The sequence below is a fragment of the Actinotignum sp. usb-actsch-rep-73 genome, from assembly GCF_059082735.1.
This window is the reverse complement of the sequence record NZ_JBHNPV010000076.1, coordinates 33,352-56,346: the sequence shown is the minus strand read 5'-3', so window position 1 is coordinate 56,346 and position 22,995 is coordinate 33,352. Positions and strand designations below refer to the sequence as shown.

Genomic DNA, 22,995 nt, shown 5'->3' with positions numbered 1-22,995 from the left:
GTCTGTGTTGTATTGGTATACCGTTAATGCGATGGTGCCCGGACTAACACCGACAGTGAGCATCGCGAGGAATGAATGAGAAAAGAGACGAGAGTCTCGCCTTGCTTATGATTCGTTTTGGGGGTAGCCCTGATTCTTCCCTGAACACCGGCGTGATCGCTACACTTTGTCGACGTGAAGGGTGAAACTGGTTCCAGTTCATCCCAAAAACGACTGACTGGAGCATGACGTGACCACTGGTATGACGAATACGACGGAGAATTCCGATCACAATGATTCTTCATTACCTGCCCCAACTCCCACAACAGGCGAATGTGGACCCGCTGGTATTAAACGAGTTATCGCAGCTTGGGCAGTTCATGGTCTGACCATGTCGGGCCTTGTCTTTGCCTGCCTCGCGGCCGTCGCGCTTGTTGAAGGTCAGATCAAACTGATGTGGCTATGGCTGGGCATCTCCATGATCGTCGACGGCGTGGATGGCACGTGTGCACGTAAAGCCTGCGTACGCCAAGTGATCCCGTGGTTCGACGGGTCGGTTCTGGATAACATCATCGACTACATCACGTGGACGTTCCTGCCGGCAGTATTCATGTACCTTTACCTGCCGTTTGGTCCGAAGTGGGTTGCGATGCTGATGGCGATCGTCGCAACCGTGTCCTCGGTGTTCTGCTACGCCAACGATGGGGAAAAGTCGAGCGACAACTACTTCGTCGGCTTCCCCGCAGCCTGGAACATCGTTGCCGTGACGATGTACATTACCCAGTCGCCGGCGTGGATGAACGTCGTGACAACGCTGATGCTGGCGGTATTGACCTTGGTTCCCCTCTATTTCACGCATCCGATGCGAGTAGAGAAGAACCGCACCTCGAACATCATCGTCACAGTCATCTGGATTGCCGTCACCTGTTTCATGGTCGCAGTCTTCCCCACTATCCCGATGTGGGCGAACATCATCTTCTGGATTTCATCCGCGTGGTTCCTCTTCACCGGGTTCGTGCGCACCTATCAGGGGCCCGCCGTTTCTGCGAAGTGACTTCAGGGCAGTGAGATCAGCCGAGTGACGCTTTAACTCACCGAATTCACAAGCGTGCGTTTCACGACGCGGTCGCGCCACCAGCGGAATCCTTCTAACGCGATGGCGCCAATAATCATCGCGGCGACGAACACGATCACCATTGGTGGATAGTGACGCCCGTGCATCCAGAAATACACGTAGGGGGACACGAAGGTCACGATAGTGACAATCAACCCCATGACGCGTTTAAAGAACGTGCGACCAGCAACCATCGCCAGAACGCCCCATGTGTAGGGAATAGCGGTGATCATGTCGATCGACCAGAGAACCCAGACTTTCCCGTGGAACCCCGGAACAAAAGCAACCGGTAGTGCCCGCAGTGACGAGTAGACGAACACAACCAGGTACGCCAAGAACGTCGGATTGACCATCATTCGAATAGCGAATGAGCGGTCACGGAAAGCCACGCCAGCCTCCCGCAAGGCATGGATGGCGGTTCTCGTCGCGCGGAGAGAATCCGCGCCCGTAAGAACACGCTGCAGATACCGGCGAGTGACCTCAGACGTCTTCCACTGATTGATCAGAGCAATCGGGTTGATAGCAACCGGCAAAGATCCGTCGTCCAACGGAACGCCCGCAACTCGAACAAGCGCGGGGTCGCCAGCAAAAGTACGGAGCTTCTCTAACAGGTGCGCGGGCAAGATTCCCAGCCACAACGTCTGACGCCGTTCGACAGCTTCACGCAGTCGGTGACCGAACGCATGTCCCCAGGAGTCAAGGGAAAAGAACGAGTCTGTTACCTCATCGGCTAAATCGCCAAGGTCATCGAAGAACTGCGTACGACGTGCGCTGATTTCACCAATACGATCAGCGCCTGACAGTTCCAGCAGAACGTCGGCATCCCAGCAGTAGCGCGAGGCCTCGGGAATATCGGCGACACTTGCGGGGATGAAGAGTCTATCGACAGCTGAAGGAGTGTACGAGGCGCATGGAGGCATAGTGCCTGCTGGCTTTTCAGCGTCGCTTGGGCGCTCAACAGAGCCTGCCTGGTTCATGCATCTCCTTAATAAATGAGGAGCGAAGCTTTAGCCCCGCATCATCGATGGGCACTCTATGAGCGACTTTACGTGTCTAGCCTGTCTGAGAGTAGCGAATAAAGATATAGGGGTCTACCCGCATTCAGCCCCGAAAATGCCGGGCGACTACGATTGCACTATGGCTAACCGGAAGATTCCAACCGATCAGGGCATGAATGCTCTGCGCACGTGGATGCGTGAGCGGGATGAAACGAAACGTGCCATTCTTTTAACAGCGGTGCGTTTCACTCTTGAGGAACTCGCAGTTTTACACCCCGGCCGTTCGGTCGAGGTGCGTGTCCCACCTGCGGGCGCGGTTCAGATTATTACGGGTACAACGCATCGTCGTGGGACGCCACCCGCAGTCGTCGAAACGACTATGCAGGTGTGGTTACAACTGGCCACAGGCATCATTACCTGGGACGAAGCAACAGGGGATGGGCGCGTTCAGGCGACCGGTGAGCGCACTGACCTGACCACGTTCTTCCCCGTTATTCCGGGGTTGAAAGCTGATCGCGACTCCGCGCTGTAGCAATCACGGCTGAGTCAAAGGGGACATCAAGTCCAGAGCCACGCCCGAGTGATCACGCCGAAGCGCTCAGATTCAGCGTCTGAAAAAGAGCTGTCAGTCCTCAATCTGCAGAGCGCGCGGACCGTACCACTTCTTGGCGCCTCGCAGAGCATAACGCTGAGCAACCGCTACGATCGCCGCCGACGTAGCGGCGAAGAGAACCAGCGACACCATCGCGGCCTCGTCATCGTCTTCACGCGGAATATCGTGTCCCGTCACCAGCTTCCAGCCGAGCTCAGTGACCTTTCCTGCGGCAAGAGCAGAAAGAGCCATCGCTCCAGCGCTTGCAATCTTCCAGCCGAAATCCTCCATGGGACACTCCAATTCTGTCGACAACACACCACGTGCGGTAAATTCCTGCTTCAATCATGCCCCACGACACGTGAAGAGTGCACCCGAGTGCCACGATTCCACACGCGAGCCGTAGACTTGGGGTGTTGGGATCCAGATCCGAGGAGCTTAAAGTGAACCTGCGTCGCGTAATGCCCACATCCGTCGCAATTGTCGTGATGTGCATGGCGCTGAGCGCATGCTCTTCGTCCATCGGCTCAGGAACCGACCCGTTCTCGCGACCGATCGGCTCATCTCCACACTCGTCCGACTCCACATCCGGCCAGCAGTCCGAGAACGCCTCCACCCTTGGCGCCCCCGAACCGTCCAAAGGAACAGGCACTATCACCATCGGTGTCACTCAGGCAGAAAAACTTCCCGACTCAGTTATTGAGGCGTTCCACCAAGCAACCGGCTACGACGTCGCGCAACAGGTGATTGATTCCGCCTTCGCTCTCGATGGCCAGCACATCGATGCAGTGCTCGGAATCGACAGGCCGAGCCTCGTGAATTCTTCAGCACAACTGGCGACGGACGCACTCTTCTCTCTGACGCCAACCCCGGGCACCGAAGTAGCCGCAACCGCCTCGGCGTTGGCGTACGGGCGCAACGACGTGTGCGTCCTCATCGACAAAGCCTGGATGAGCGTCAACGGATATGCCCTCCCAAGTGGACTCGAAACGCTACGCAATCCCGGTGATGCGGCCTCGCTGATTGTCCCCGACCCCGTGTCATCCGACATCGGGCGAGCGTTCATCGACGGCGTCGCCACCTCCTACGGCGAAGGATTCGGCCAGTGGGTGGGCGCGCTCAAAGCCGCTTCGGTGATGATCGAAAACGACGAGGCCGCCTTAGCCACATGGACAGGAACCTCGCTCACGGGCGGAGTTGAAGCACAAAAAGACGCCACAGAACTCAGTGGAGCCCAAACGGTCGTCGCACCCGCGAAACGACTGCCCTACATGGTCGGCTCCATGCGCGAACTTGCTCGCACAACGTCGAACACCGGCATCGAATCCCAGGGCGTCGCAATGGGAAGCAGCTGTGTCACCCGATACCTGTACATTGCGCCCACCGCGCAGACCACCCAGCTTGACGGTGTCCGCTCCCTAGCCGCGTGGCTCTTGAGCTGGGACGGGCAACACGCGCTAGCGCAGGACGGAGTCGTCTACCCGCTGGAAGAAAGCGCCGGCGAAAACACTCCGGCCAGCTGGTTTATGACCCCTCAAGACGATGCCATCACCGTCAACGAGCCGTCCTCCAATGCCGCGACGTGGGCGCTCGACCAGTGGAGTAGCGCGCTCGCGGGCTGAACGTCAGTCAGCCAGCATCTGCGGGTCCACGCGACATTCCGCGCCGATCTTCATCGGAGCGATCGTGCCTGCTGCACGCATTTCCTCCAGGCGTGGGACCAAGCGGTCGACCACGTGCCACGGGTCAAGTGTGTTGAGGTAAATGCGTGTGCCGCCCTCGAAACCTGCCAGCGTCGAAATGCGCCACTTGAGCAGGATCCTCCACCGCATCAGCGTGCGAACCGTGGGCGGACGATGGTACCACTCTTCGTTGCAGGGAACATCGGCGCCGGTCGCAGCGTGGACCGCGTGCAACAGGTCGGAAACGGCGCGAAGTTGCTCTTCGGAAGCTTCCCACGGATTGCGCGGGGAATGCAGGGGCCAAATAGCGACGCCTGGGAAACGATGTCCGAAGCCCGCCATCGCGATCGCATGGTCGTTCTGCGCAATCAGCAGTTTGCGCGTGGCGGCGACGGTCAGAATATCGTCGTAAATATCTGGCTGGGAGCGCAGGCGGTTCAGTTCGGCTTCCGTCTGCACCGAGAAGTCGTCGATCGCCACCAACTGCTTGTGCAGGTGGTCGAACGAGGCTCCCGCGGGCTTCAACCAATTCTGGAACGCAGCGACGTAGCGAACATTCGGGTCAAGGGTGTACAGGTCCGCCATCGTGCGCGTTGTGAACGCCGTGTACTGGAAGTGCTCTTCGGGAGTCATTGTGCCTGAACCAGCAAGCTGCGTTGTGTCCTTCGCGCCATCGATGTAGTGGCGTCGGGCAACGATCAGGTCGTGGCCACCGGAGAAGAAGCCATTCGCCTGTTGTAGCTTGTCAGAATCCGACATTGCGTCGATTTCGCCATCGCTGACACCTGAGGCCGACAGGCGAGCGTGCACCACGCGCATCACATGGTCGTAGCCTTCGGAGGATGCCAAGTATTCCGCCATGCGACGGTGTTCAGCTTCGCTGGGAACGTGGCCGTGGTTCAGATGCCAGTAGTTGTAGGACACGATTTCGAACAGGTTCGGGATGCGACGGAACTCCGCTGTCGTCGTGGAAAGCTGGTCAGCGGGAAGTCCGGTCAGTTCACTCCAGTTTCCGGCCTGGTCACGTACCAAACGGGACTTTTCCGGCGGAGTTTCAAGATAACGCTGATCGCAGAAGGCGCAGTGGCATCCATCCTGATCGTGATCGATGGGCATTGGGTGAGCTGGGGGAACCGATAACGGGCGGTGACCGCGTCCAGGAACGGTCCACACCTCGGTTCCTGTGAGAAGGTTCTGCTGCTTTACCGTGCCATCGGCTAAACGCACGATGGCACGGTCGGTTCGAGAAAGCTCCTTTGCCATGGGGTTAATTCTACCTGCCAAATGCACGTTCTCCCAGAGTCGGTGAACGATTCTTTGCATTCGATACGGGCAGGGGTGCGATCATGCCCAACACACGCAATGGGGTCTGACCAGCGCAAGTACTGGTGTCGGGCCAGTGGACGGACGGGTCAGGTGGTGAACAAGCGCGGTTGTTTGGGCTCGGCTGGCAAAACGCAATCGGCGAGAACCTCGAAAGGTTCTCGCCGACATTAAATGGCGCACATGCTACGTGAACGTCAGGCGTTCGGTAGCCATCCGCGAGCGTTCTTACCCAGATCAGCGATCAGAGCGGCAGCTTCCTGCGCACGATCTGCCTGGACGAAGAAGTGGTCGTGACGAGCGCAGGCGATCGGGTTCGCTGCAATCGAACGAGCCGACAGGATCTGTGCGATTGTCGCGGTAATACCGATCGAATCAAGGTCAGCCTGCAGGCCGAGGAAGATGTGAGCGTAGCGCTTTTCGGTCGGAAGACCGGCCGCTTCGGCTTCGTCAACGGGAAGAACAGCGGTCAGCTTGTCCTCATCACGAATGACGGCGAAGGGGTGGGTGCCTGCTGGGACCTCGTCAACGATGGCGAAAACGTATTCGCCGGCGTTTGTCGGATCCAGCGTGGCAAGAATTTGGTCGAGAGCATGGGTTTCAGTCATGACGTAGATGCTATCGCTCAGCACGTGTGAGTAAAAGGCGTCATCTTATGCTGGACATCCTTGAGCGTTTCATGGGCCGTTTCGCGCTCGCTTCCCTCTTCTATGTGCACGCGATCGCCCGTGCTGACGGTGAACAAGCGCGGTGGGGGCTGAAGAAGAAGAGCCGGTAAAAGTGCTAGTCAGAGCCTATTCATCGTATTCGGGTTCGAACCGGTGCGCCCTGCCTCGCCCTCGTCTAGGGCGTCGATGGCTCTCATGTCCTCGTCCGACAACGTGAAGGAAAAGACATCGAGGTTCTGCGCCTGACGCGATGGTGTCACCGACTTCGGGAAGATCACGTCTCCGCGTTGCAACGCCCACCGCAGAGCTACCTGAGCGGCGCTGACCCCAATCCGCGCACCAATCATGGCCAAGGTTTCGTCAAAGGGGGCGCGGCCTCGTGCCAACGGAGACCAGGCTTCCACCACCATGGAGTGATCGCGCGCGAACTGGCGCAACTCGTTGTTGGGGAGGAAGGGGTGAGCCTCCACCTGCAGAACATGCGGAGCCACCGTCGCCACGTCGAGAACCGCCTGGATATGCGCGATTTCGTAGTTCGACAGGCCGATCGCGCGCGCACGACCATCAGCGTAGAACTCTTCCAGCGCACTCCACGGCAGGGCAACATTTCCGTCGTACAGCGTGGGTAAAGGCCAGTGGATGAGGAACAAATCCACGTAGTCAGTACGCAGATCTTCCAAAGTCTGAGCGAAAGTTGCGCGCGCAACGTCAGGCTCATGGTTCGTGTTGTTCAACTTCGACGTGATGAACAGTTCCTCGCGCGGGATCTTAGAATCTGCGATCGCACGCCCAACCTCTGGCTCATTGCCGTACATCTGAGCCGTATCAATGTGCCGATACCCCAGCTCCAGCGCGTTTGACACCGCTTCATAGACGCCCTCAGTCACTTTGTACGTGCCAAAACCGAACTGCGGAATAGACGCTCCGGTTGGCAGTGTGAGCGTTGGGATGGTTGGGGTGGGCATGGTTCCTCGCTTCGTCGGGTACTTTCATCTTCCCACGTTCTGCCACGTAGATGTCGCCACGCGAGTGTGAAGAGTATGCGTCACTACTTCCAATAGAATTTCAGGTGCCCGAAAAGCCTGTATTCTACGTGTCGTAGACGCTCTATCTCAATGGGGCAGTGGGTGGCAGTTCACAGTGGCGTGCGTCCTGTTTAAAGTGAGGGGTATGGCTGAAGAAACCCCGAAAGTACACAAACGTACCGCCGCATTTACTGAAGAGCAGATTGAAGCTGGTCTTTGGCTTCTGCTGGCATTGAACTCGCGGTCCAGCCTCGGTGATGAGATCCCGGGGAAAGATTCGGCTCTTCGTGATCTTTTGGCTCCCGTCGCGCGCAAGGTCCCGCTCAGCGATGAGCAAGTGGATGAAGCGGTCTTGCTGATCGAGGCTGCCAAATGGGCGATGGAGCGCCATGAACTGCGTCCACTGTCCGTGTCGCAGTGCAATCGTGAACGCGATGCGCTGCTGAAGCGCTGGAATTTAGCGTCCACGAAAGGCGCGTTGCTCTGGCCGCCGTCGTCGCAGACAATTTCAGCTCGCCTTGGGGGAGGATCGTGGAGTCGGGCTACCGCTCGTCTTGGGTTCCGCGCGAATTCGCGAGGCCGGGCCCGCGGATCTGGCAGGTTTACTTCCGAATCAATGGCCGTTGTTCTGCGCGAATTCATTGCCGAATGTGAGCGTAATCAGATCGAACCGACACTTCAGGGGTACAGGAAATGGTCGAAGCGGCAACGTGCGACGGGCAGGGACGATGTTGCTTCTGTTGCCACTTTGCGACAGAGGTATGGGACTTGGAGTGTGATCCTCGCTTCTGTTGAACCATGAACCTATGAATAATTGCATTTCGTAAAAGCAATGAAGTGTTGATTAAACTAGACTCCTCAGTTATAAACTGAGTCCTTTGTAAGAGTGGATAGACGTAGGTAGTCGGAAAGTCTGGAGTCGTCAATGTCAGTACGCAAAGCGCTCCTCGCGCTCGTCTCTCAGCGGCCTGCTGGTGTGTACCGCCTCAAGCAGATGTTTGAGGATCAGACTTGCGAAGCTTGGCCGTTGAATATCGGTCAGGCTTATCAGACGATGCAACGCCTTGAACGCGATGGTTCTGTCTCTTCGCGCCAGGAAACAAACGCTGGGCGGGACTCTGAAGTCTTCGAGGTCACCGAAAAGGGTCGCGAGATCCTCAACGACTGGTGGAAGACCCCGGTTTCGCGTCAGAGCCCGGAACGCGATGAGCTCGTCATGAAGCTTGCCGTCGCAGCAACTGACCCCAGTGTTGATGTCACGGCACTCATTCAGACCCAGCGTCGTTCCTCGCTGAGGGCACTGCGTGATGTTACGCGTCTGAAGTCGCTTGCCTCGGATGAAGAACTCGCATGGAAGCTGATTCTTGAGCGTCATATCTTCGACCTCGAAGCGGAACTGAACTGGCTGGATCACATTGAGTCCGGTGCCGTTTCCGAGGTCGCTCGTCGCGCAGCATTCGCTCGCTTCAAACGTCAGGAACGTCAGAAGTCTTCGAAGAACGTTGCTACCGGCGTGCGATGAGTTTGAACTCCCATCCGGTTGCTCTTGTCGATATCTTTCACGAATACGGTACCGGCAATACGAAGGTTCAGGTGCTCGCTGGGATCAACCTACAGGTTGAGCCTGGCGAGCTTCTTGCCATCATGGGACCTTCGGGCTCTGGTAAATCCACACTGCTTGCCATCGCTGGAGGACTAGAGCGCCCAACGTCGGGCAAGGTTTACATTCACGGCGAGTCCTTTGCAGATATGTCGTCTGTGGAATGTGCGATGGTTCGCCGTAAGTCGATCGGATACGTGTTCCGCGATTCAAATCTACTTCCCACCCTGACTGCGGTGGAAAACGTTGAAATGCCACTTGAACTGGATGGTTTTTCTTCCTCGAAAGCACGCGATGCTGCACTTTTTGCCCTCGAGGAAGTGGGAGCTCTTGACCTTGCTGAAAAGTTCCCGGATGGCCTGAATGGTCGTGAGCAACAACAGGTTGCAATTGCCCGCGCTCTGGTTGGTCGTCGCTCGATTATCATGGCTGACGAGCCCACCGGTTCCCTCGATTCTCACTCGGGTGAACAGATTATGCTTGCTTTGCGTCAACAGATTGATGCGGGCGCTGCAGGAATCCTGGCGACTCACGAGGCCCGTTTTGCCGCGTGGGCTGACCGTACAGTTTTCCTTCGTGATGGGAAGATGACTGATACCTCTTCGTCAGATCGGATTGAGGATCTTCTATGAGCGAAGGCGGATCCGGATTGAGCCACGGAATTCGCGCACGTGCTAATACTTGGAAGATTGTATTGCGGATATCGAGGCGCGCAACGATCCGTGATCGATGGCGTACCCTGACGTCGTTACTGATCGTTTCGCTACCGATCGTGCTGGTTATTTCGTCGATCACTCTCTGGTCGATGATGTCATCATCACGCTATTTGGCGATACAGAACTTAGGGCCGAATGATTCGACTCAAGCGCGAATTACACGCGTCAGCTTTAATCCGATCGAACAGGATTATTTGGGTGAACCAGCGGGTGATGTGACTTCTGCGTCCGTGGATTCATCGTCTGTCGATGAGTTTCAACTGAATCGGTGGCTCCCCAGCGATGCTGTGATGGTCACAACGCTATCTTTCCCGTCGGTCAATGTGTCAACTGAAGACGGTTTACGCTCTGCATTAGTTACGACAGCCACAGAGACTTCGTCGTTGGATATTTTTGCTGAGAAGGATGAACAGACTCCGAGGCTTGAAAATGGGCATGCTGTTCTTGCTTTAGACGTTGCTACAGAACTGAACGTGGGCGTGGGGGACACGATTCATGTTTCAGTATCAAGCACGAGCATGAAGCCATCAATTACTGCGACGGTCATGATTGACCAAGTGGCGGATCAGGAACGAAGCATTGTTGTAGGTCTTGGAACTTTTGCATCGAGATCGCCGAGTGAACTTCAAGGAACCTCTGCTCACTACTACATCTTGAGTGAATCCCCTGTGACGTGGGACGACGTGCAGCTGCTCAATCATTCAGGCTTCGCTGTTATCTCTCGTGCTGTTCTGGCACATCCCCCTCAGAACGCTCCGCCTCCGCAATCCACGGAATTTTCATCGGCTCAGGCATGGCTTCCATTCATCATTGTTATCGGTGTTCTTCTGGTTTTCATCGAGCTGATCCTGTTCGTCTCACCGCTATTCGCGGTCGCTCAAACGAACGGTATCCCCAGCGCGATTACGATGCTTGCCGTTGGCGCGACACGTTTTCACCTGATTCGTCTGATGATGTCGCTGGGACTGGTACTGGGTGTCCTGTCGGCATTCCTGTCCCTTGCAGGGGTGGGGATCGTCCTTGGTACCTTCGTCCAGACTCAAGGTTTAAGTCTGTCGATGATTCCTTGGGAAGCTCTAGTCTTCTCCTTCATTTCACCGATTGTGGTGTGTCTGATCGCCTGTTACGCGCCGTCTCGTGACCTTGCGGACACGGATGCGACCACGCTGTTCTCTGGGCATACTCGTGCGCCGTCGCGTCTTGTTCGGAAGATCCCGTTCTACCCGCTTCTTCTTGTCCTTGCTATCCCGCTTTTGATGTGGGCAGCGATGGCGGGGGCTCTGGGGATTCTTGCTTTCGGCCTAGCCCTGCTGATCAGTGGAATTATCGGAACCGCTCCTTACTTTGTTGCATATGACTGGCGCGGCCGACGCCCTCCTTCGCTGGGTTTGCGTCTTGCGGTTCGTGACGCGGTCAGGAACGGCCAGCGGACGCTTCCAGCAATGGCCTCGTTGATGACCACCGCGCTACTGGCCACAGCGCTTCTGATCACTCTGACAAGCGCGAACGAAGCCGCGTGGAATGCGCACGCGCACCTGGGGCCGAAAGGAAGCGTCTTCGTGTCGGACGCCGATGTCACGGATATGGTTTCTCAGGCGCGAGTGATTCACGATTCTGCCGCTGCAGCTGTGACGGATCGTCGCTCGGTATCGAGCGCCACCACGTTGTCAGGGCTGAAATGGGAATCCACTGATTGTGGCCCCTCCATCGTGATCGAAACGATCTCCCCTGACGAGTCATCCACAGAGTCAATGAACGACCATGTTCCCTCGCTCGCGGAATTGGATTTGGCGTACATCGTGGACGATGGCACTTTCCTCTCCGCCTCCAACCTGATTTCCGGTGACGAGATGGTGAAGGCCGTAACGACCCTGAACTCCGGTGGCGCGATTATGCCGAAGGGCTCGTACATTTCTGAATCGGGCCAAGCGACACTTCGTGCTCTAGATATGAGCGACACGGTTGAGGCAGCTACGCAAGGCTCGAACACGGTTCCTGACCCCACCACGGTGTCCGAAGCCCAGATTCAAGCAATCACCTGGTCGAAGCTGAACGTGATCGTCTTGTCTCCCAAAGCTGCTGAAGTGTTGAAGGTTCCCGTCCTTCCACTGGGACAGCTTTTGATTGTTGATAAGCCCGTGTCTGTTTGGGCGATGTCGGGATTTATTTCAGCAATTGAGTCGAGCGCCCCCGGTTCATCGGTGACGGTCATTCAACCTCCGTTGTCGACCATCATCATGCCCTACATCGCTACGCTGATCGCATTGCTTTCCGCCACCGGAACGATCGCTTTGATTGTCGTTCTTTCGGCTAACGCTATGCGTCCCGACTTCGAGACGCTGGAAGCGATTGGTGCGTCTAGGACTCTCCGTTCGCGCGTTACCGCCTACCAGGGCATGGGACTCGCATTGCTCTGCTTGCCTATTTCCATACTGTCCGGCTTGATTGCAGGGGTGCTGACGGTCATGACGATCGCTCGTTCAGGTGTATTCCCTGAGCTTGCAAACCTTCATCCTGTGATCCCGTGGTTTCAGGTGATCGTGATGTTCTTCGGTTCTCCGATTTTGGCGACTGTCGTTGCGGGCGTTGTTGCTTCGCGCCAGCAGAAGCCGGGCTCCCTGATTTCGGTGAGCTAGGCCGCCTACTGACTGCGGTGCTCGAACTGAGCCGGACAGTCAGCGTCCCGGCGTAATCCCCCCCCAGTGACGCCTCGTCAATCCCAATCGAAATCGGAAAGATGATGGTCGAGACGCGCATGTTCATGAGAGTCACGCCCGCGTAGGCGATCCAACTCTCGGCGCTCTTTCTTCGACGGGCGACCAGTTCCACGTTCACGCTGAGCAACCGGGATGAACAATCTGGGACGAGGGGGAGTGAGGTCCTCGTAGCAGACGCGCGCTTGAGGGGCACCAACGCGTTTGACCAGCAGTTTCGTTACCGTCAGTATCTGGTCGAAACCGTCGACTCGTAGGCGGACCTCGTCGCCCACTTTCACTTTTTGAGCGGCTTTTGCGCTGTCGCCGTTGACTTTCACGTGTCCGGCGCGAGCCGCAGAGGTTGCTTGCGACCGCGACTTGACCTTGCGGATAGCCCAGAGCCACGTATCGACGCGAACCGAGTCTCCGGGTGCCAAAGCGCCTCGGGGAATCTCGACGGCCTTCTGCTCGCTGGTAGAGGTCGACGGGGATTCGCCCGAGGTGCCCGGTGTACTAGTCATACGGCAATCGTAGACGGTTGCCGAGGGAGCTCTAGGCGAGGCGTGCTCGCAGTTCGCTCACGGAGGTTTGGCGACGCTTCGCAACAGCACCGATCGAAACGATGAAAGCAAGAAGTGACCATGCGATCAACAGACCTACGGTGTGCCCAAGGTTCGTCGCACCGACTCCCAAAACAAGCGCTCGTAGCGTTCCTTCAACCGCAGGAAGGATCATCGCGCCTCGCAAGCCACCAATGAATCCGCTGGTCGGCTGGCCGGCGAAAATGCCGACGAGCAACACTGCTTGGAAGGCGAATAAAACAACGGAGATTGCCAGTCCCACGCGCTGACCAAACGCTGCGATCAGTGCTTGCTGAACGATTGCGAGCGTCAGCGCACTTACCACAAGAATGACGAATGTTGCGACGGGGCGAGTTGTCATGGCTCCGGCAATACGCAGTGCGCCACCAAGGATAGCTGCGGAAACACCGGACACGATCAGGTTCGGCCAAAGGGCATTGAACGCGAGTGCAGCGGGGGTGGCCGCCGAATCAACGCGCTTGGAATTGAGCGCGCCGAACGCGAGTGCCCCCACCATTGTCGCCAGCCACAGGGCAAGAACCGCTGCGGTGGGAGACCACGATGTCGTCGTATCCTGCTTACCAGAAGTGGAGGTGACGTCGATCGGAGTGGCCAGTGCCTTCGCGGACGAGGCCGCTTCTGCCTTCGAGTGTGTGGGGATCTGATCGGTGGCTAACTGGAGTCCGTCGGCGAGCGTGGTGGAACCGTCGCTCAGCTGATTCAGGCCGTCAACCAACTGGTTGGCACCGGAGTTCAGCGTTTGGGCTCCGCTGACCAATTCGCCGGTCTTCGACGCCAGAGTGGAGGCTCCGGAGGATAGTTGGGAGGCGCCACTATTCGCCTCTAATGCACCGTCGGCGAGCGTTGAAGCTCCGGAAGATAGAGCAGATGATCCGCTATGGGCCTGGGCAAGGGAACTCGACAGTGTTGATGATCCGCTAGCTACCTGATGGGCTCCCGTGCTCAGCTGGCTGACACCGTGGTCGAGCTTCGTCGCCCCGGCTGCCACCTGCGAAGCAGCGGAGTTCAGGTCGGAAGAGTTTTTCCCAGCCAGCTGGCCCATGTTTGCCACGACGGTGTCAATACCGCCGGAGACCCTGGTGGCGCCTGCGCTCAGCGTGCTCACTCCGGCTTTCAATGCCTGGAGCTGTGTGCCCGTGGAGTCCACCGAGTTTTGCGCCACGGTTGCTCCTTGGCTGAGTTGAGTTGCCAGCTGTTCGGCACCGGCAGAAATGCCTTGCGCGTATTGGGTTGCCCCCGTGCATGCTACAGCGCTTCCTGCCTGGCAGGCGCTAATGAGTGCGGGTAGCGCGTCTGCGTTGGTCTTGATGGTGCTTGCTCCGTTGCTTGCTGCACTCAGCTGACCGGGCAGAGCGTTGAGAGCAGTAGTGTCGAGGGTGCCCAACTGCTGATCCAGCTGGGTAAGGCCGGCTGCGACCTGTTGTGCGCCCGTCTGCAATGATGGCGAGGTCCCATCAAGAGACTGAGTCATGCCGGCGTAGAGTTGGGCGGCTCCGCCTGTGTACTTCGCGACTGCTCCTGCCAAAGAGGAGGCGCCGTCGCTCAGGGAAGTTGAGCCGCTCTTAAGAGAATCGATGCCCATGGCCAAGGAGGAGGCTCCGGAAGCGAGCGTGGTTGAGCCGTCGTTGAGAGCGCTCAACCCGTTGTCCAACGTGCGCGCTCCGTCTGCCAGGGATGAGCTCCCCGAGGTGAGCTGAGCAACTCCGGAACTGAGCGTAGAAGCCCCATTTGCTAGAGAGCGTGTCCCGTCGGCAAGCTGGCCACTTCCACTTGCCAGTGTCGATGTGCCGTCAGCCAGCTGACGCGCTCCGTTAGTCGCGCTGACTTGTCCGTCAGCAACTTGGCGCGCTCCGTCGGCGGCCTGGCCGATCTTATCGGCAATTGTCCCCGTGGCTTCAAGGGATTGCGTCAGGTATTTGACAGTGAGCGTCGTACCGAATTCCGATGCGGCACTGTGAGCAAGCGCATTCGACAAGGTGCCAAAAGCATCGCTTGAACCGTCCGCAACTTCGAGGTTCAGTTGTGGAACATCGCCAGAATTGTTCACCAAAATGTCGACCAGAGACTGTGAGAAGTCCTTGGGGATCGTGACGACAGCATCGTAGGTGCCGTCATGAAGACCAGAGGCTGCGGTCTCTTCGGTAACAACCGACCAGTTCAGTGATTGCTCGCCGTTGACGTCATCCTTGGTCAGGGTCGCAATGATTTGTCGGCCACCGGGCACCTGTGTCCCATCATCCAGCGTCGCAATTTCGTCGTTGTTCACGATGGCAGCACTGATCTGGCTGGCGTTTGCCGTGCCCGCATTGACGCCGAGTAGGGTGGTCAGTCCCAGCAGAGTGGGGAGCAGAAGGATCAGAGTCAGAAGCATCCAGTGGCGTTTCATCGAACATTCTCCTTTGAGGTGGTGGTGCTCGCACCCAGTTCAACGTCGGCTGCTGGGGTGAGATTTTCAGGGACGACGAGGCCGCGCTTGCCGGTGACAACCACGGTCTTACCTGCGGCGATCAATTCGTCGATACGTTTCCACCGCCTGGTTCCCGGATCGTCAACGATCACGATCCTGGTGTGTGTAGGAACAGCGTCATCGTGGTTATGCAGTGAAAGGGTTTGACGTTGGACGAATGCGGTCCCGTCTGGGAGGACGCGATCGCCGACGACGATGATTCCCCGTGTTGGACGAAGACGTGCGCTGATGATGGTTGCGAGCGCGTGACGCGCTAGGGTGTCGTCGCTTCTGACGATGCCGAGTTCTCCGGGTTTCAAAACAAGGGTGAATCCGCTGAATACGACGTCGCTTCCTTCTTGGACGCGAACTCCTTCCATCCTGAGGGAGGATTCGCCGTGTACTTTTACCCAGTCGGCGTGTTCGAGCGAGCGGGCAAGCCCCTCGCCTTCGACGTCGACAACGGGGAGCATGCGGTCAAGCCATGCGGGCATCCACCATGCGCGCTTGCCGAGGAGCGCCATGAGTGCGGGGATCAGGGTCATGCGTACGACGAAAGCGTCTGTTGCGATGCCGGCGGTCAGGGCGACAGCGATGGGCTTGATGTAGACGTTCCCGTGTGGGATGAACGCCGCGAAGACGCCGGTCATGATGACGGCCGCTGCTGTGACGACCGTGGATGATCCGATGAAGCCGCGTCGAACAGCTCGCTTGGCGTCGCGGGAGTGGATCCATTCTTCACGCATACGCGAGACAAGGAAAACCTCGTAGTCCATTGCTAAGCCGAAGAGGACACCCATGACGATCACGGGGAGGAACGAGATGACGACGCCCACTTTGGTCACGTGGATGAAGTCAGCGAAGTAGCCCCATCCGAAGACAAGGCCGACTGCGCCGAATGCTGTGCCGAGGCTCAGCAGATAGCCGAGAGTTGCTGTCAGTGGGACAGCGATTGAGCGGAAGACAATCATCAGCAGAATGATCGAGAGCCCGACAACAACAATGCCGAAGGGAACAAGCGCGGCATTGAGTTGGCTGGCAATGTCGATGGCGACTGCGGTTTGGCCCGTCACCATGATGTCACGGATCCCAAGGTCGGTTTCAATCTGGGATGCGTCATCGCGAATGGTTCGAACAAGCGCGTGAGTTTTCGGATCGGTCTGGCCCTTTTCCGGAAGGATCTGGACGAATGCGATCGTTGCATCCTGGTTCGGTGTTGCCAGTGCGATTCGGTCGACGCCGTCTAGGGACGAGAGGCGATCGGCGAGAGCGTCCGTCACTTCGAGTGGCTGAGCCGTTTGGGAAATATCCGCGATGACAACAATGGGGGAGTTGTATCCGTCACCGTAGGCTTGTGTGATCGCATCGTAGGTCTGACGCAACTGCGTATCTTTGGCTTCGTATCCGTTGTCAGTGAGCCCTAAGCGCATACCGGTTGCTGGAATCGTTGCGATACCAAGAATCGTAATGACGACAAGGACCGTCAAAGCGGGAATCTTCGTGATTGTGTCGATCCAACGTGCAGCAAAGGAACGGTGCTTCTTTGCGGGCTTACTATTGTTCGCTACGGCCTTACGGGTGCGCTTCTTTGGAGTTGCGCGCTGGCCAAGAAGAGCAAGCAGAGCCGGAACAGCGGTCAAAGCAACCAGAACCGCAATGCCAACAACAATCGCTGAGGAGACGCCCATCACCGTCAAGAACGGGATACCAGCAACACCCAAGCCAGTAAGTGCAACGATCACCGTGCCACCAGCGAACACCACTGCCGACCCCGCGGTCGCGTTTGCGCGAGCCGCGGCCTCGTGAGCCTCGATCCCTTTGGCGAGATACTCGCGAGCGCGCGAAATGATGAATAGCGCGTAGTCAATGCCCACAGCCAAACCGATCATGACCGCGAGGACCGGGGTCACCGAATTGATCTGAATAAACGTTGCGCCAACAAGAAGCGAGGCCATGCCGACACCCACACCGATGAACGCTGAAAGGATCGGTGCGCCCGCGGTCAGTAGTGACCCGAAGGTGACGAGCAGGACGATCGCTGCGATCAAAACGCCGACCAGTTCGGTCGCGGATAAGGCAATATCGACCGTCTTGCCGATATTGCCTCCCAGCTGGACCGTAAGCGCGGAATCGGAATCGTGGACGGATGATGCTAATTCATCAAGGGCGGCTGAAACGTCGTGAGCCTTCGCATTTTCACCGCCCGCGAGCGACCCCACCGACGTGTCTGCTTGAATCTGAACAAGCGCGTTCTTCCCGTTGTCGGTGATCGTGGAACGCTCAGAATCAAACGGGTCGGAGACCAGCGCGACACCGTCGATATCGCCGGCCTTGTCGACGAACTCATCGATTGCTTTCTTGTGAGCGGTGATATTCGAGTCCGACGCGGTGAAAAGTACCTGTTCGGATGTGCCCGCAGCCTGGGGGAGTCGCTCGGCCAGGATCTCCAAGCCGGTCATCGACTCAGCTTCGGCGATCTTGAAAGCGCCCGACAGATTAATGCCGAGTAATCCAACGGCAATAGCGAGCACAGTAAGAAGAGCTGCCCAGATGGCAAGCGTCCGCTTCGCATGGTCTGCGCACCAGCGGCCTACGCGGTGAAGAAGGGAGGACACGTTTGGTCCTTTCGATGAATCGCATCAATGTTTCGATACAAAAGCGTATCCGATTCACAAATGTATTGAAACTTCGATTAGGGTGATCCTATAGATATTTTCAGTCCTTGAAGGAGGGGCAGTGAGCAGCAAAACCCGCGACGTACGCAATCGCGTCAACACCCGCGCCCGCCTTCTCGACGCTGCCGCAGACGTCTTCGTAGAAAAAGGATTCTCCGGCGTAAAAATTGATGACGTCGTCAAAGCAGCGGGTTTTACCCGAGGCGCCTTCTATTCCAACTACTCGTCAATGGATGAAGTATTGAAGGATGTCCTCGTCCAACGCGCCCACACAATCGTCGATGAAATCGAAGCGGCGCTCGCGGGTATCGAAGGCGAACCCGACGTTGGCACCATCATGGCAGTCCTTGACAGTTTTTCGGCGCAGGGGCGAACAATGTACGTTCTGACCTGCGAATACAACCTCTACATGATGCGTCATCCCGAACTTATCGCTAGCGATGATGCATTCCCCGTCACTGAACGTGAACAGCTCGAAGCAGCAGTCGGAAGAATCGTCCGCGGCGTGCTCGCCCGAATGGGACGCCAATCGATTTTCGAGCCAGGAGTGATCTCGCGAATCCTGACCACCTTCTATCTGGAGTCGTTTGCGCCCTCAATGGGCGGTGGTACGAATAAGCGGATGCTCGCCCAAATGATCGAGGGGCTTATTTTCGCCTCGTCGCGACTGATTTCCTCCCAGGGTGATAATTGGGACGCAACTAACGCCGGGCTCACCCCAACGTGGGCAGTTCCACGCACAGAAGATGGAACTGAAAATGGAGCCTGACTAGGGTTGAAGCATGGCCTCCCTGCTGATTGCGAACCACCTTCTTACCCTCTTCCTGGTTGTTGGAGTGGGTGCTGCGCTCGGCGCAATCCGCTTTGGTCCACTTCGTTTCGGCGCAGCCGGGGCACTCTTCGTCGGCCTCGCAGCCTCCGCGTGGAACCCCGAAGTCGGCGAAGGCATGGAAATCGTCCAACAGATCGGCCTAGCATTCTTCGTCTATACGGTCGGCATCTCGTCGGGCGCAGTGTTCTTTAAAGACATTCGAAAACAGACGGCGCTTCTTGGAAGCTGTGCCGTAGTCTGCGTCATCGGCGCAATTACCGCGTTCATCGGCGGCGGTCTGCTTCAGCTTCCCAAGGGGCTGACACTCGGCCTATTCACCGGTGCTCTGACCGCTGCTCCTGCCCTAGACGCGGCCACTCGCGTCACCGGCGACCCGCAAGCCGCAGTCGGTTACGCCTTCGGATACCCGATCGGCGTCATCATCGGGATCATCGTTGTTACCATGACCGTCACCCGCAAATGGGTGGGCGAAAAAGACACCCCCTCACTGGCCGGTCAGTCCTTGGAAACGATGACTGTTCGCGTTGCCAAACGCATCAACACCCGTCACGTAACCTTGTGGCGTGACCAGCAGGTTCGCATGTCCTACCTGCGTCGCAAAGGCGAAACCCGCGTTGTCGTTCCCGGTGAGGACCTGTACGAGGGGGATCTCGTGCTGGTTGTGGGCGACCCGGCAAAGATTGAAGAAGCCGCGTATCAAATCGGCGAACCCGTCGAGCACCACCTTGAAGATGACCGCTCGGATGTCGCATTTGAGCGCATCCTTGTCTCGAACCCCGAAGTTGCCGGCCAGCCGATTTCTGCGCTCAATGTAGCCACACGTTTCGGCGCTGTTGTCACGCGCGTCCGCCGAGGCGACCTTGACTTGCTTGCCCGAGACGACCTAGATCTGCAACTCGGCGATCACGTCGCCGTCGTTGTCCCGACAGATGAGCTTGATGAAATCCAGTCCTTCTTCGGAGACTCCGAAAAGCGCGTTGCGGAAGTCGACGCAATGGCGTTCGGTATCGGTCTGGTGCTGGGCATGTTGCTCGGCGCGATTCCGTTCCCGATGCCATCGGGGGCCTCGTTCACTCTTGGCTCTGCTGCCGGCCCGCTGATCGTTGGCATGTTGCTGGGTGCCCTGCGTCGCACCGGGCCGCTGGTATGGACACTTCCCACCTCGGCGAATATTACGATCCGTCAGATCGGCTTGCTTCTTTTCCTTGCTGGTCTCGGCTTGAATGCAGGGCCAGAACTCGCTTCGCTTCTGACCAGCCCCGATGGTCCGAAGGCGGCGCTGCTCGCTGTGATATTGGTAGTGGTCTGCTGCGTGGCTCAGGCTCTTGCCGGTCGATTTGCCGGTCTGTCCGCGCCTCGTAGCGCCGGTGGAGTCGCAGGTTTCCTGGGGCAACCGGCAGTCTTGCAGGCCGCGGACGCCCGCGTTCCCGATGAACGCATCGAGGCCGCCTACGCGAGCCTGTTTGCTTTCTCCATCGTCGTGAAGATCCTGTTGGTTCCGTTCATCTGGTCGATCTAACACCGACGTGCTCCACCGCCACCGCCATTGGTGGCCATTGCATGAGCTGAACGGATGTTGGGTGTGCGGTATGAGTACCCCACACGGTGCGAGATTCAGCGTGCGAGACTCCAATTCCCGTCGTCAGATGGACTCATGAACACACCACACGCAATTGCATACACCGTTTCTTCTTCCAACACCGGTGTCCTTGGTGGTCAGGCCGTTCCGCCGTTGTTTCCTTCGAGGACTGAGCTCACCAGCTTCTGATCGTGAGAACCTTTGCCTAGGGGGATTATGCAGAACTACGCATTGGTGCCCCGCGGATCGTCCGCGGGGCACCAATGAGTCTGAGTACGTCAGGCGCCCAGCCAGTAGGCCTCGAGCGCCTTCGACATACCAATCAGGTCGTTGACGTGGCTCATTTCGCGAGCCGAGTGCATCGACAGGAGGCCGACGCCCACATCCACCGTCAGAATGCCCAGGCGAGTCGCCGTGATCGGGCCAATCGTGGATCCGCACGGCATCGCGTTATTCGACACGAAGTCCTGAGATGGCACGCCCGCAGCAGCGCACGCGCGGTGCCACAGGGCAATACCTTCTCCGTCGGTCGCATAGCGCTGGTTGGCGTTGATCTTCAAGACCGGGCCTCGTCCCATCACCGGATGAGTTGCCGGGTCGTGATACTCCGCGTAGTTGGGGTGTACTGAGTGGGCGGCGTCCGCGCTGATGCACGACGAAGCGGCAAACATGCGCGCAACCCCGTCGGCGTCGCGATTCAGAGCGTAGGCGGTACGCTCCAGAACGGTCTGCAAAATCGGGCCGGCAGCACCTTCGCGGGTTGCGGAACCAATTTCCTCGTGGTTGAAGCACATAAAAATTCGAACGTCACCATCGGTGGGAGTCCCAGCCTTCGTCAGGCGCTCAAATGCAGTCAGAGCGGCGTGAACGGAGGAAAGATTGTCCTGCTGACCCGCAGCGAAGAACTGGCCGGACTCGCCAAAAGTGGCAGGGCCTTGCTGAGGAATCAGGATCAAATCATGTGACACGATGTCCTTGACATTCACGCCGGCGTACTTCGCGACCTCAGCCATGAAGTTCGCTTCCGGGTTATCGACGGTCCACACTGGGTGCAGGTGCTTCTGCGGATCGAGCTTCAGCCCTTCCGGGTTCACGCCACGATCCAAGTGAATTGCCAGCTGTGGGATACGTGCCAGTGCGCCGGTGCGCACCAGAACTTGGCGACCGTCCTTCATCATCAATCGGCCGGCAACAGCAAGCTCGCGGTCAAGCCACGAATTCCACATCATGCCACCGTAGACCTCGACGTCAATCTGACCCCAACCATCTGCGGTCGACGATGTCAGCGACGGCTTCACGTGGAAAACAGGGGAATCGGTGTGCGCACCAACAATACGGAAGCCGGTCTGCTCAGTGACAGAAGTCGGAACGACCCACGCTGCGACGGCGCCACCGCGAACCATGACGTGTCCGCCGGGACTCGCGTTCCACGGCTCAGTTTCGTCCTGGCGAGTGAAACCTGCATCCACCAGGCGTTGCGCCACCAAGTCGGCGGCGTGATATGGGGAAGGGGAGTCAAGCAGGAAGTGCTGATAGTCGATCGTGTGTACGTCAGTCTCAGAGTAATCGAAGTAGCCCATGGGTTAATCGTAAGCCCGACTATGCTGAGGGTATGTCTGCAATGAAGCATTTAGACACCTACGCCCTGAACGACGGCACCACAATTCCCCTGATCGGCTTGGGCACGTACAATTTGCGTGGTCACGCCGGCGTCGAATCAATGGTGAACGCGATTCATGCCGGATACCGTCTGCTGGACTCTGCGTTCAACTACGAAAACGAGGGGGCTCTGGGCCAAGCGGTCCGCACTTGTGGCGTTCCACGCGAGGACCTGCGCCTAGTCTCAAAGCTTCCTGGTCGCCATCACCGCTACGAACAAGCCGTTGACACGGTTGAAGAATCCCTGTTCAGTGCCGGTTTGGACTACTGGGATCTCTACCTGATTCACTGGCCGAACCCGCGTCAGGGGCTCTACGTTGAAGCCTTCCAAGCGCTTGTTGACCTGCAGAAGAAGGGCTTGATTCGATCGGTTGGCGTTTCGAACTTTCTGCCCGAACACATTGAGCGCCTGCGCGACGAAGTCGGGGTTGTTCCCGCTGTCAATCAGATCGAGCTTCATCCGTACTTCCCGCAGGCCGAAAGCCTTGAAGCCCACCGCAATCTTGGTGTTCAGACAATGTCGTGGAGTCCGCTGGCTCGAAAACTGCACGTTGTCGATGAGCCTGTTCTCACTCAGATCGGTCACGAGACCGGTAAGTCTCCCGCGCAGGTTGTCATTCGCTGGCACCTCCAGCGTGGTACTCTTCCGATTCCGAAGTCAGCAAGTAAAGAACGTCAGGCGGAAAATCTCGACGTATTCGACTTCGAGCTTAGCGAAGACCAGATGGCGCGTATTGCCACTCTTGCACGCCCCGATGGTCGCAGTGCGAACCAAGACCCCGCTTTCTACGAAGAGTTCTAAGCCGACG

The 22,995-nt window shown here is 57.7% G+C and carries 20 protein-coding genes; 11 read left to right on the top strand and 9 right to left on the bottom strand.

Features of this window, described 5'->3' with window-relative positions; genetic code table 11:
• The first annotated feature begins 229 nt into the window (after positions 1–229).
• Positions 230–1,033 (top strand): CDP-alcohol phosphatidyltransferase family protein, encoded by an 804-nt coding sequence (locus tag AC5RE1_RS07040; RefSeq protein WP_493938496.1) that lies wholly within the window; start codon positions 230–232, stop codon positions 1,031–1,033.
• A gap of 32 nt (positions 1,034–1,065) precedes the next feature.
• On the opposite strand, the gene AC5RE1_RS07035 is transcribed toward AC5RE1_RS07040, so the two are convergent.
• Positions 1,066–2,070 carry a hypothetical protein gene (locus tag AC5RE1_RS07035; RefSeq protein WP_006680294.1) on the bottom strand — a complete coding sequence of 335 codons (1,005 nt, stop codon included), beginning with the start codon at positions 2,068–2,070 and terminating at the stop codon, positions 1,066–1,068.
• A gap of 160 nt (positions 2,071–2,230) precedes the next feature.
• Between AC5RE1_RS07035 and AC5RE1_RS07030 the strand changes: the two genes are divergently transcribed.
• Positions 2,231–2,623: a sterol carrier family protein gene (locus AC5RE1_RS07030; protein ID WP_040318326.1), complete on the top strand. Its 393-nt coding sequence runs from the start codon at positions 2,231–2,233 to the stop codon at positions 2,621–2,623.
• A 93-nt stretch (positions 2,624–2,716) separates the two neighbouring features.
• Here AC5RE1_RS07030 and AC5RE1_RS07025 read toward each other — a convergent pair whose 3' ends face one another.
• Positions 2,717–2,974 carry a DUF4235 domain-containing protein gene (locus tag AC5RE1_RS07025; protein WP_493938495.1) on the bottom strand — a complete coding sequence of 86 codons (258 nt, stop codon included), beginning with the start codon at positions 2,972–2,974 and terminating at the stop codon, positions 2,717–2,719.
• A gap of 152 nt (positions 2,975–3,126) precedes the next feature.
• Here AC5RE1_RS07025 and AC5RE1_RS07020 point away from each other — a divergent pair, with 152 nt between their 5' ends.
• On the top strand, positions 3,127–4,305 hold the full coding sequence (locus tag AC5RE1_RS07020) for a type 2 periplasmic-binding domain-containing protein (protein ID WP_006680291.1): 1,179 nt from the start codon (positions 3,127–3,129) through the stop codon (positions 4,303–4,305).
• A gap of 3 nt (positions 4,306–4,308) precedes the next feature.
• Here the strand turns inward: AC5RE1_RS07020 and AC5RE1_RS07015 are convergent, their stop codons facing one another.
• Positions 4,309–5,628 carry a DUF4921 family protein gene (locus tag AC5RE1_RS07015; protein ID WP_006680290.1) on the bottom strand — a complete coding sequence of 440 codons (1,320 nt, stop codon included), beginning with the start codon at positions 5,626–5,628 and terminating at the stop codon, positions 4,309–4,311.
• Between the two features lie 257 nt (positions 5,629–5,885).
• Complete coding sequence (locus AC5RE1_RS07010; protein ID WP_040318393.1) at positions 5,886–6,296, bottom strand: ACT domain-containing protein; 411 nt, start codon at positions 6,294–6,296, stop codon at positions 5,886–5,888.
• Between the two features lie 47 nt (positions 6,297–6,343).
• Between AC5RE1_RS07010 and AC5RE1_RS07005 the strand changes: the two genes are divergently transcribed.
• Positions 6,344–6,466, top strand: coding sequence for a hypothetical protein (locus tag AC5RE1_RS07005; protein WP_493938494.1), 123 nt, complete (start codon positions 6,344–6,346; stop codon positions 6,464–6,466).
• Between the two features lie 9 nt (positions 6,467–6,475).
• On the opposite strand, the gene AC5RE1_RS07000 is transcribed toward AC5RE1_RS07005, so the two are convergent.
• Positions 6,476–7,321 (bottom strand): aldo/keto reductase, encoded by an 846-nt coding sequence (locus AC5RE1_RS07000; RefSeq protein WP_493938493.1) that lies wholly within the window; start codon positions 7,319–7,321, stop codon positions 6,476–6,478.
• 205 nt (positions 7,322–7,526) lie between these two features.
• Here AC5RE1_RS07000 and AC5RE1_RS06995 point away from each other — a divergent pair, with 205 nt between their 5' ends.
• From AC5RE1_RS06995 to AC5RE1_RS06980, 4 genes are all read left to right on the top strand, one after another.
• Positions 7,527–8,183 (top strand): hypothetical protein, encoded by a 657-nt coding sequence (locus tag AC5RE1_RS06995; RefSeq protein WP_103632476.1) that lies wholly within the window; start codon positions 7,527–7,529, stop codon positions 8,181–8,183.
• Between the two features lie 123 nt (positions 8,184–8,306).
• Positions 8,307–8,903 carry a PadR family transcriptional regulator gene (locus tag AC5RE1_RS06990; protein ID WP_006680285.1) on the top strand — a complete coding sequence of 199 codons (597 nt, stop codon included), beginning with the start codon at positions 8,307–8,309 and terminating at the stop codon, positions 8,901–8,903.
• Positions 8,900–9,613, top strand: a complete 714-nt coding sequence (locus AC5RE1_RS06985) for an ABC transporter ATP-binding protein (RefSeq protein ID WP_006680284.1) — start codon at positions 8,900–8,902, stop codon at positions 9,611–9,613. Before AC5RE1_RS06990 ends, AC5RE1_RS06985 begins: the two co-directional genes overlap by 4 nt.
• Complete coding sequence (locus AC5RE1_RS06980) at positions 9,610–12,333, top strand: ABC transporter permease (RefSeq protein WP_285068193.1); 2,724 nt, start codon at positions 9,610–9,612, stop codon at positions 12,331–12,333. Before AC5RE1_RS06985 ends, AC5RE1_RS06980 begins: the two co-directional genes overlap by 4 nt.
• A gap of 77 nt (positions 12,334–12,410) precedes the next feature.
• Here AC5RE1_RS06980 and AC5RE1_RS06975 read toward each other — a convergent pair whose 3' ends face one another.
• Genes AC5RE1_RS06975 through AC5RE1_RS06965 form a run of 3 tightly spaced genes read right to left on the bottom strand, consistent with a single transcriptional unit; the run spans position 12,411 to position 18,056 of the window.
• A complete protein-coding gene (locus AC5RE1_RS06975; protein WP_219810916.1) occupies positions 12,411–12,914 on the bottom strand; it encodes an RNA-binding S4 domain-containing protein in 504 nt (167 codons plus the stop codon).
• A gap of 31 nt (positions 12,915–12,945) precedes the next feature.
• A complete protein-coding gene (locus tag AC5RE1_RS06970) occupies positions 12,946–15,381 on the bottom strand; it encodes an ABC transporter permease (RefSeq protein WP_493938492.1) in 2,436 nt (811 codons plus the stop codon).
• Positions 15,378–18,056 carry an MMPL family transporter gene (locus AC5RE1_RS06965; protein ID WP_493938491.1) on the bottom strand — a complete coding sequence of 893 codons (2,679 nt, stop codon included), beginning with the start codon at positions 18,054–18,056 and terminating at the stop codon, positions 15,378–15,380. The genes AC5RE1_RS06970 and AC5RE1_RS06965 overlap by 4 nt, the downstream gene beginning before the upstream one ends.
• Before the next feature lie 121 nt (positions 18,057–18,177).
• Here AC5RE1_RS06965 and AC5RE1_RS06960 point away from each other — a divergent pair, with 121 nt between their 5' ends.
• Entirely contained in the window at positions 18,178–18,885 is a 708-nt protein-coding gene (locus AC5RE1_RS06960; RefSeq protein WP_006680279.1) for a TetR/AcrR family transcriptional regulator, read from the top strand.
• Between the two features lie 13 nt (positions 18,886–18,898).
• Complete coding sequence (locus AC5RE1_RS06955) at positions 18,899–20,467, top strand: aspartate:alanine exchanger family transporter (RefSeq protein ID WP_006680278.1); 1,569 nt, start codon at positions 18,899–18,901, stop codon at positions 20,465–20,467.
• A 338-nt stretch (positions 20,468–20,805) separates the two neighbouring features.
• Here AC5RE1_RS06955 and AC5RE1_RS06950 read toward each other — a convergent pair whose 3' ends face one another.
• Complete coding sequence (locus tag AC5RE1_RS06950) at positions 20,806–22,107, bottom strand: M18 family aminopeptidase (RefSeq protein WP_103632473.1); 1,302 nt, start codon at positions 22,105–22,107, stop codon at positions 20,806–20,808.
• A 41-nt stretch (positions 22,108–22,148) separates the two neighbouring features.
• On the opposite strand from AC5RE1_RS06950, the gene AC5RE1_RS06945 reads away from it, so the two are divergent.
• A complete protein-coding gene (locus tag AC5RE1_RS06945) occupies positions 22,149–22,988 on the top strand; it encodes an aldo/keto reductase (RefSeq protein ID WP_006680276.1) in 840 nt (279 codons plus the stop codon).
• Positions 22,989–22,995: the final 7 nt, after the last annotated feature.

What these genes read in the sequence shown, in the direction of transcription:
- AC5RE1_RS06970 (WP_493938492.1), bottom strand. Translation starts at nt 15,381, where the DNA reads ATGAAACGCCACTGGATGCTTCTGACTCTGATCCTTCTGCTCCCCACT.
- AC5RE1_RS07035 (WP_006680294.1), bottom strand. Translation starts at nt 2,070, where the DNA reads ATGAACCAGGCAGGCTCTGTTGAGCGCCCAAGCGACGCTGAAAAGCCA.
- AC5RE1_RS06950 (WP_103632473.1), bottom strand. Translation starts at nt 22,107, where the DNA reads ATGGGCTACTTCGATTACTCTGAGACTGACGTACACACGATCGACTAT.
- AC5RE1_RS07015 (WP_006680290.1), bottom strand. Translation starts at nt 5,628, where the DNA reads ATGGCAAAGGAGCTTTCTCGAACCGACCGTGCCATCGTGCGTTTAGCC.
- AC5RE1_RS06990 (WP_006680285.1), top strand. Translation starts at nt 8,307, where the DNA reads ATGTCAGTACGCAAAGCGCTCCTCGCGCTCGTCTCTCAGCGGCCTGCT.
- AC5RE1_RS07010 (WP_040318393.1), bottom strand. Translation starts at nt 6,296, where the DNA reads ATGACTGAAACCCATGCTCTCGACCAAATTCTTGCCACGCTGGATCCG.
- AC5RE1_RS06975 (WP_219810916.1), bottom strand. Translation starts at nt 12,914, where the DNA reads ATGACTAGTACACCGGGCACCTCGGGCGAATCCCCGTCGACCTCTACC.
- AC5RE1_RS07000 (WP_493938493.1), bottom strand. Translation starts at nt 7,321, where the DNA reads ATGCCCACCCCAACCATCCCAACGCTCACACTGCCAACCGGAGCGTCT.
- AC5RE1_RS06945 (WP_006680276.1), top strand. Translation starts at nt 22,149, where the DNA reads ATGAAGCATTTAGACACCTACGCCCTGAACGACGGCACCACAATTCCC.
- AC5RE1_RS07005 (WP_493938494.1), top strand. Translation starts at nt 6,344, where the DNA reads ATGCTGGACATCCTTGAGCGTTTCATGGGCCGTTTCGCGCTCGCTTCC.
- AC5RE1_RS06985 (WP_006680284.1), top strand. Translation starts at nt 8,900, where the DNA reads ATGAGTTTGAACTCCCATCCGGTTGCTCTTGTCGATATCTTTCACGAA.
- AC5RE1_RS06995 (WP_103632476.1), top strand. Translation starts at nt 7,527, where the DNA reads ATGGCTGAAGAAACCCCGAAAGTACACAAACGTACCGCCGCATTTACT.
- AC5RE1_RS06980 (WP_285068193.1), top strand. Translation starts at nt 9,610, where the DNA reads ATGAGCGAAGGCGGATCCGGATTGAGCCACGGAATTCGCGCACGTGCT.
- AC5RE1_RS06955 (WP_006680278.1), top strand. Translation starts at nt 18,899, where the DNA reads ATGGCCTCCCTGCTGATTGCGAACCACCTTCTTACCCTCTTCCTGGTT.
- AC5RE1_RS07030 (WP_040318326.1), top strand. Translation starts at nt 2,231, where the DNA reads ATGGCTAACCGGAAGATTCCAACCGATCAGGGCATGAATGCTCTGCGC.
- AC5RE1_RS07025 (WP_493938495.1), bottom strand. Translation starts at nt 2,974, where the DNA reads ATGGAGGATTTCGGCTGGAAGATTGCAAGCGCTGGAGCGATGGCTCTT.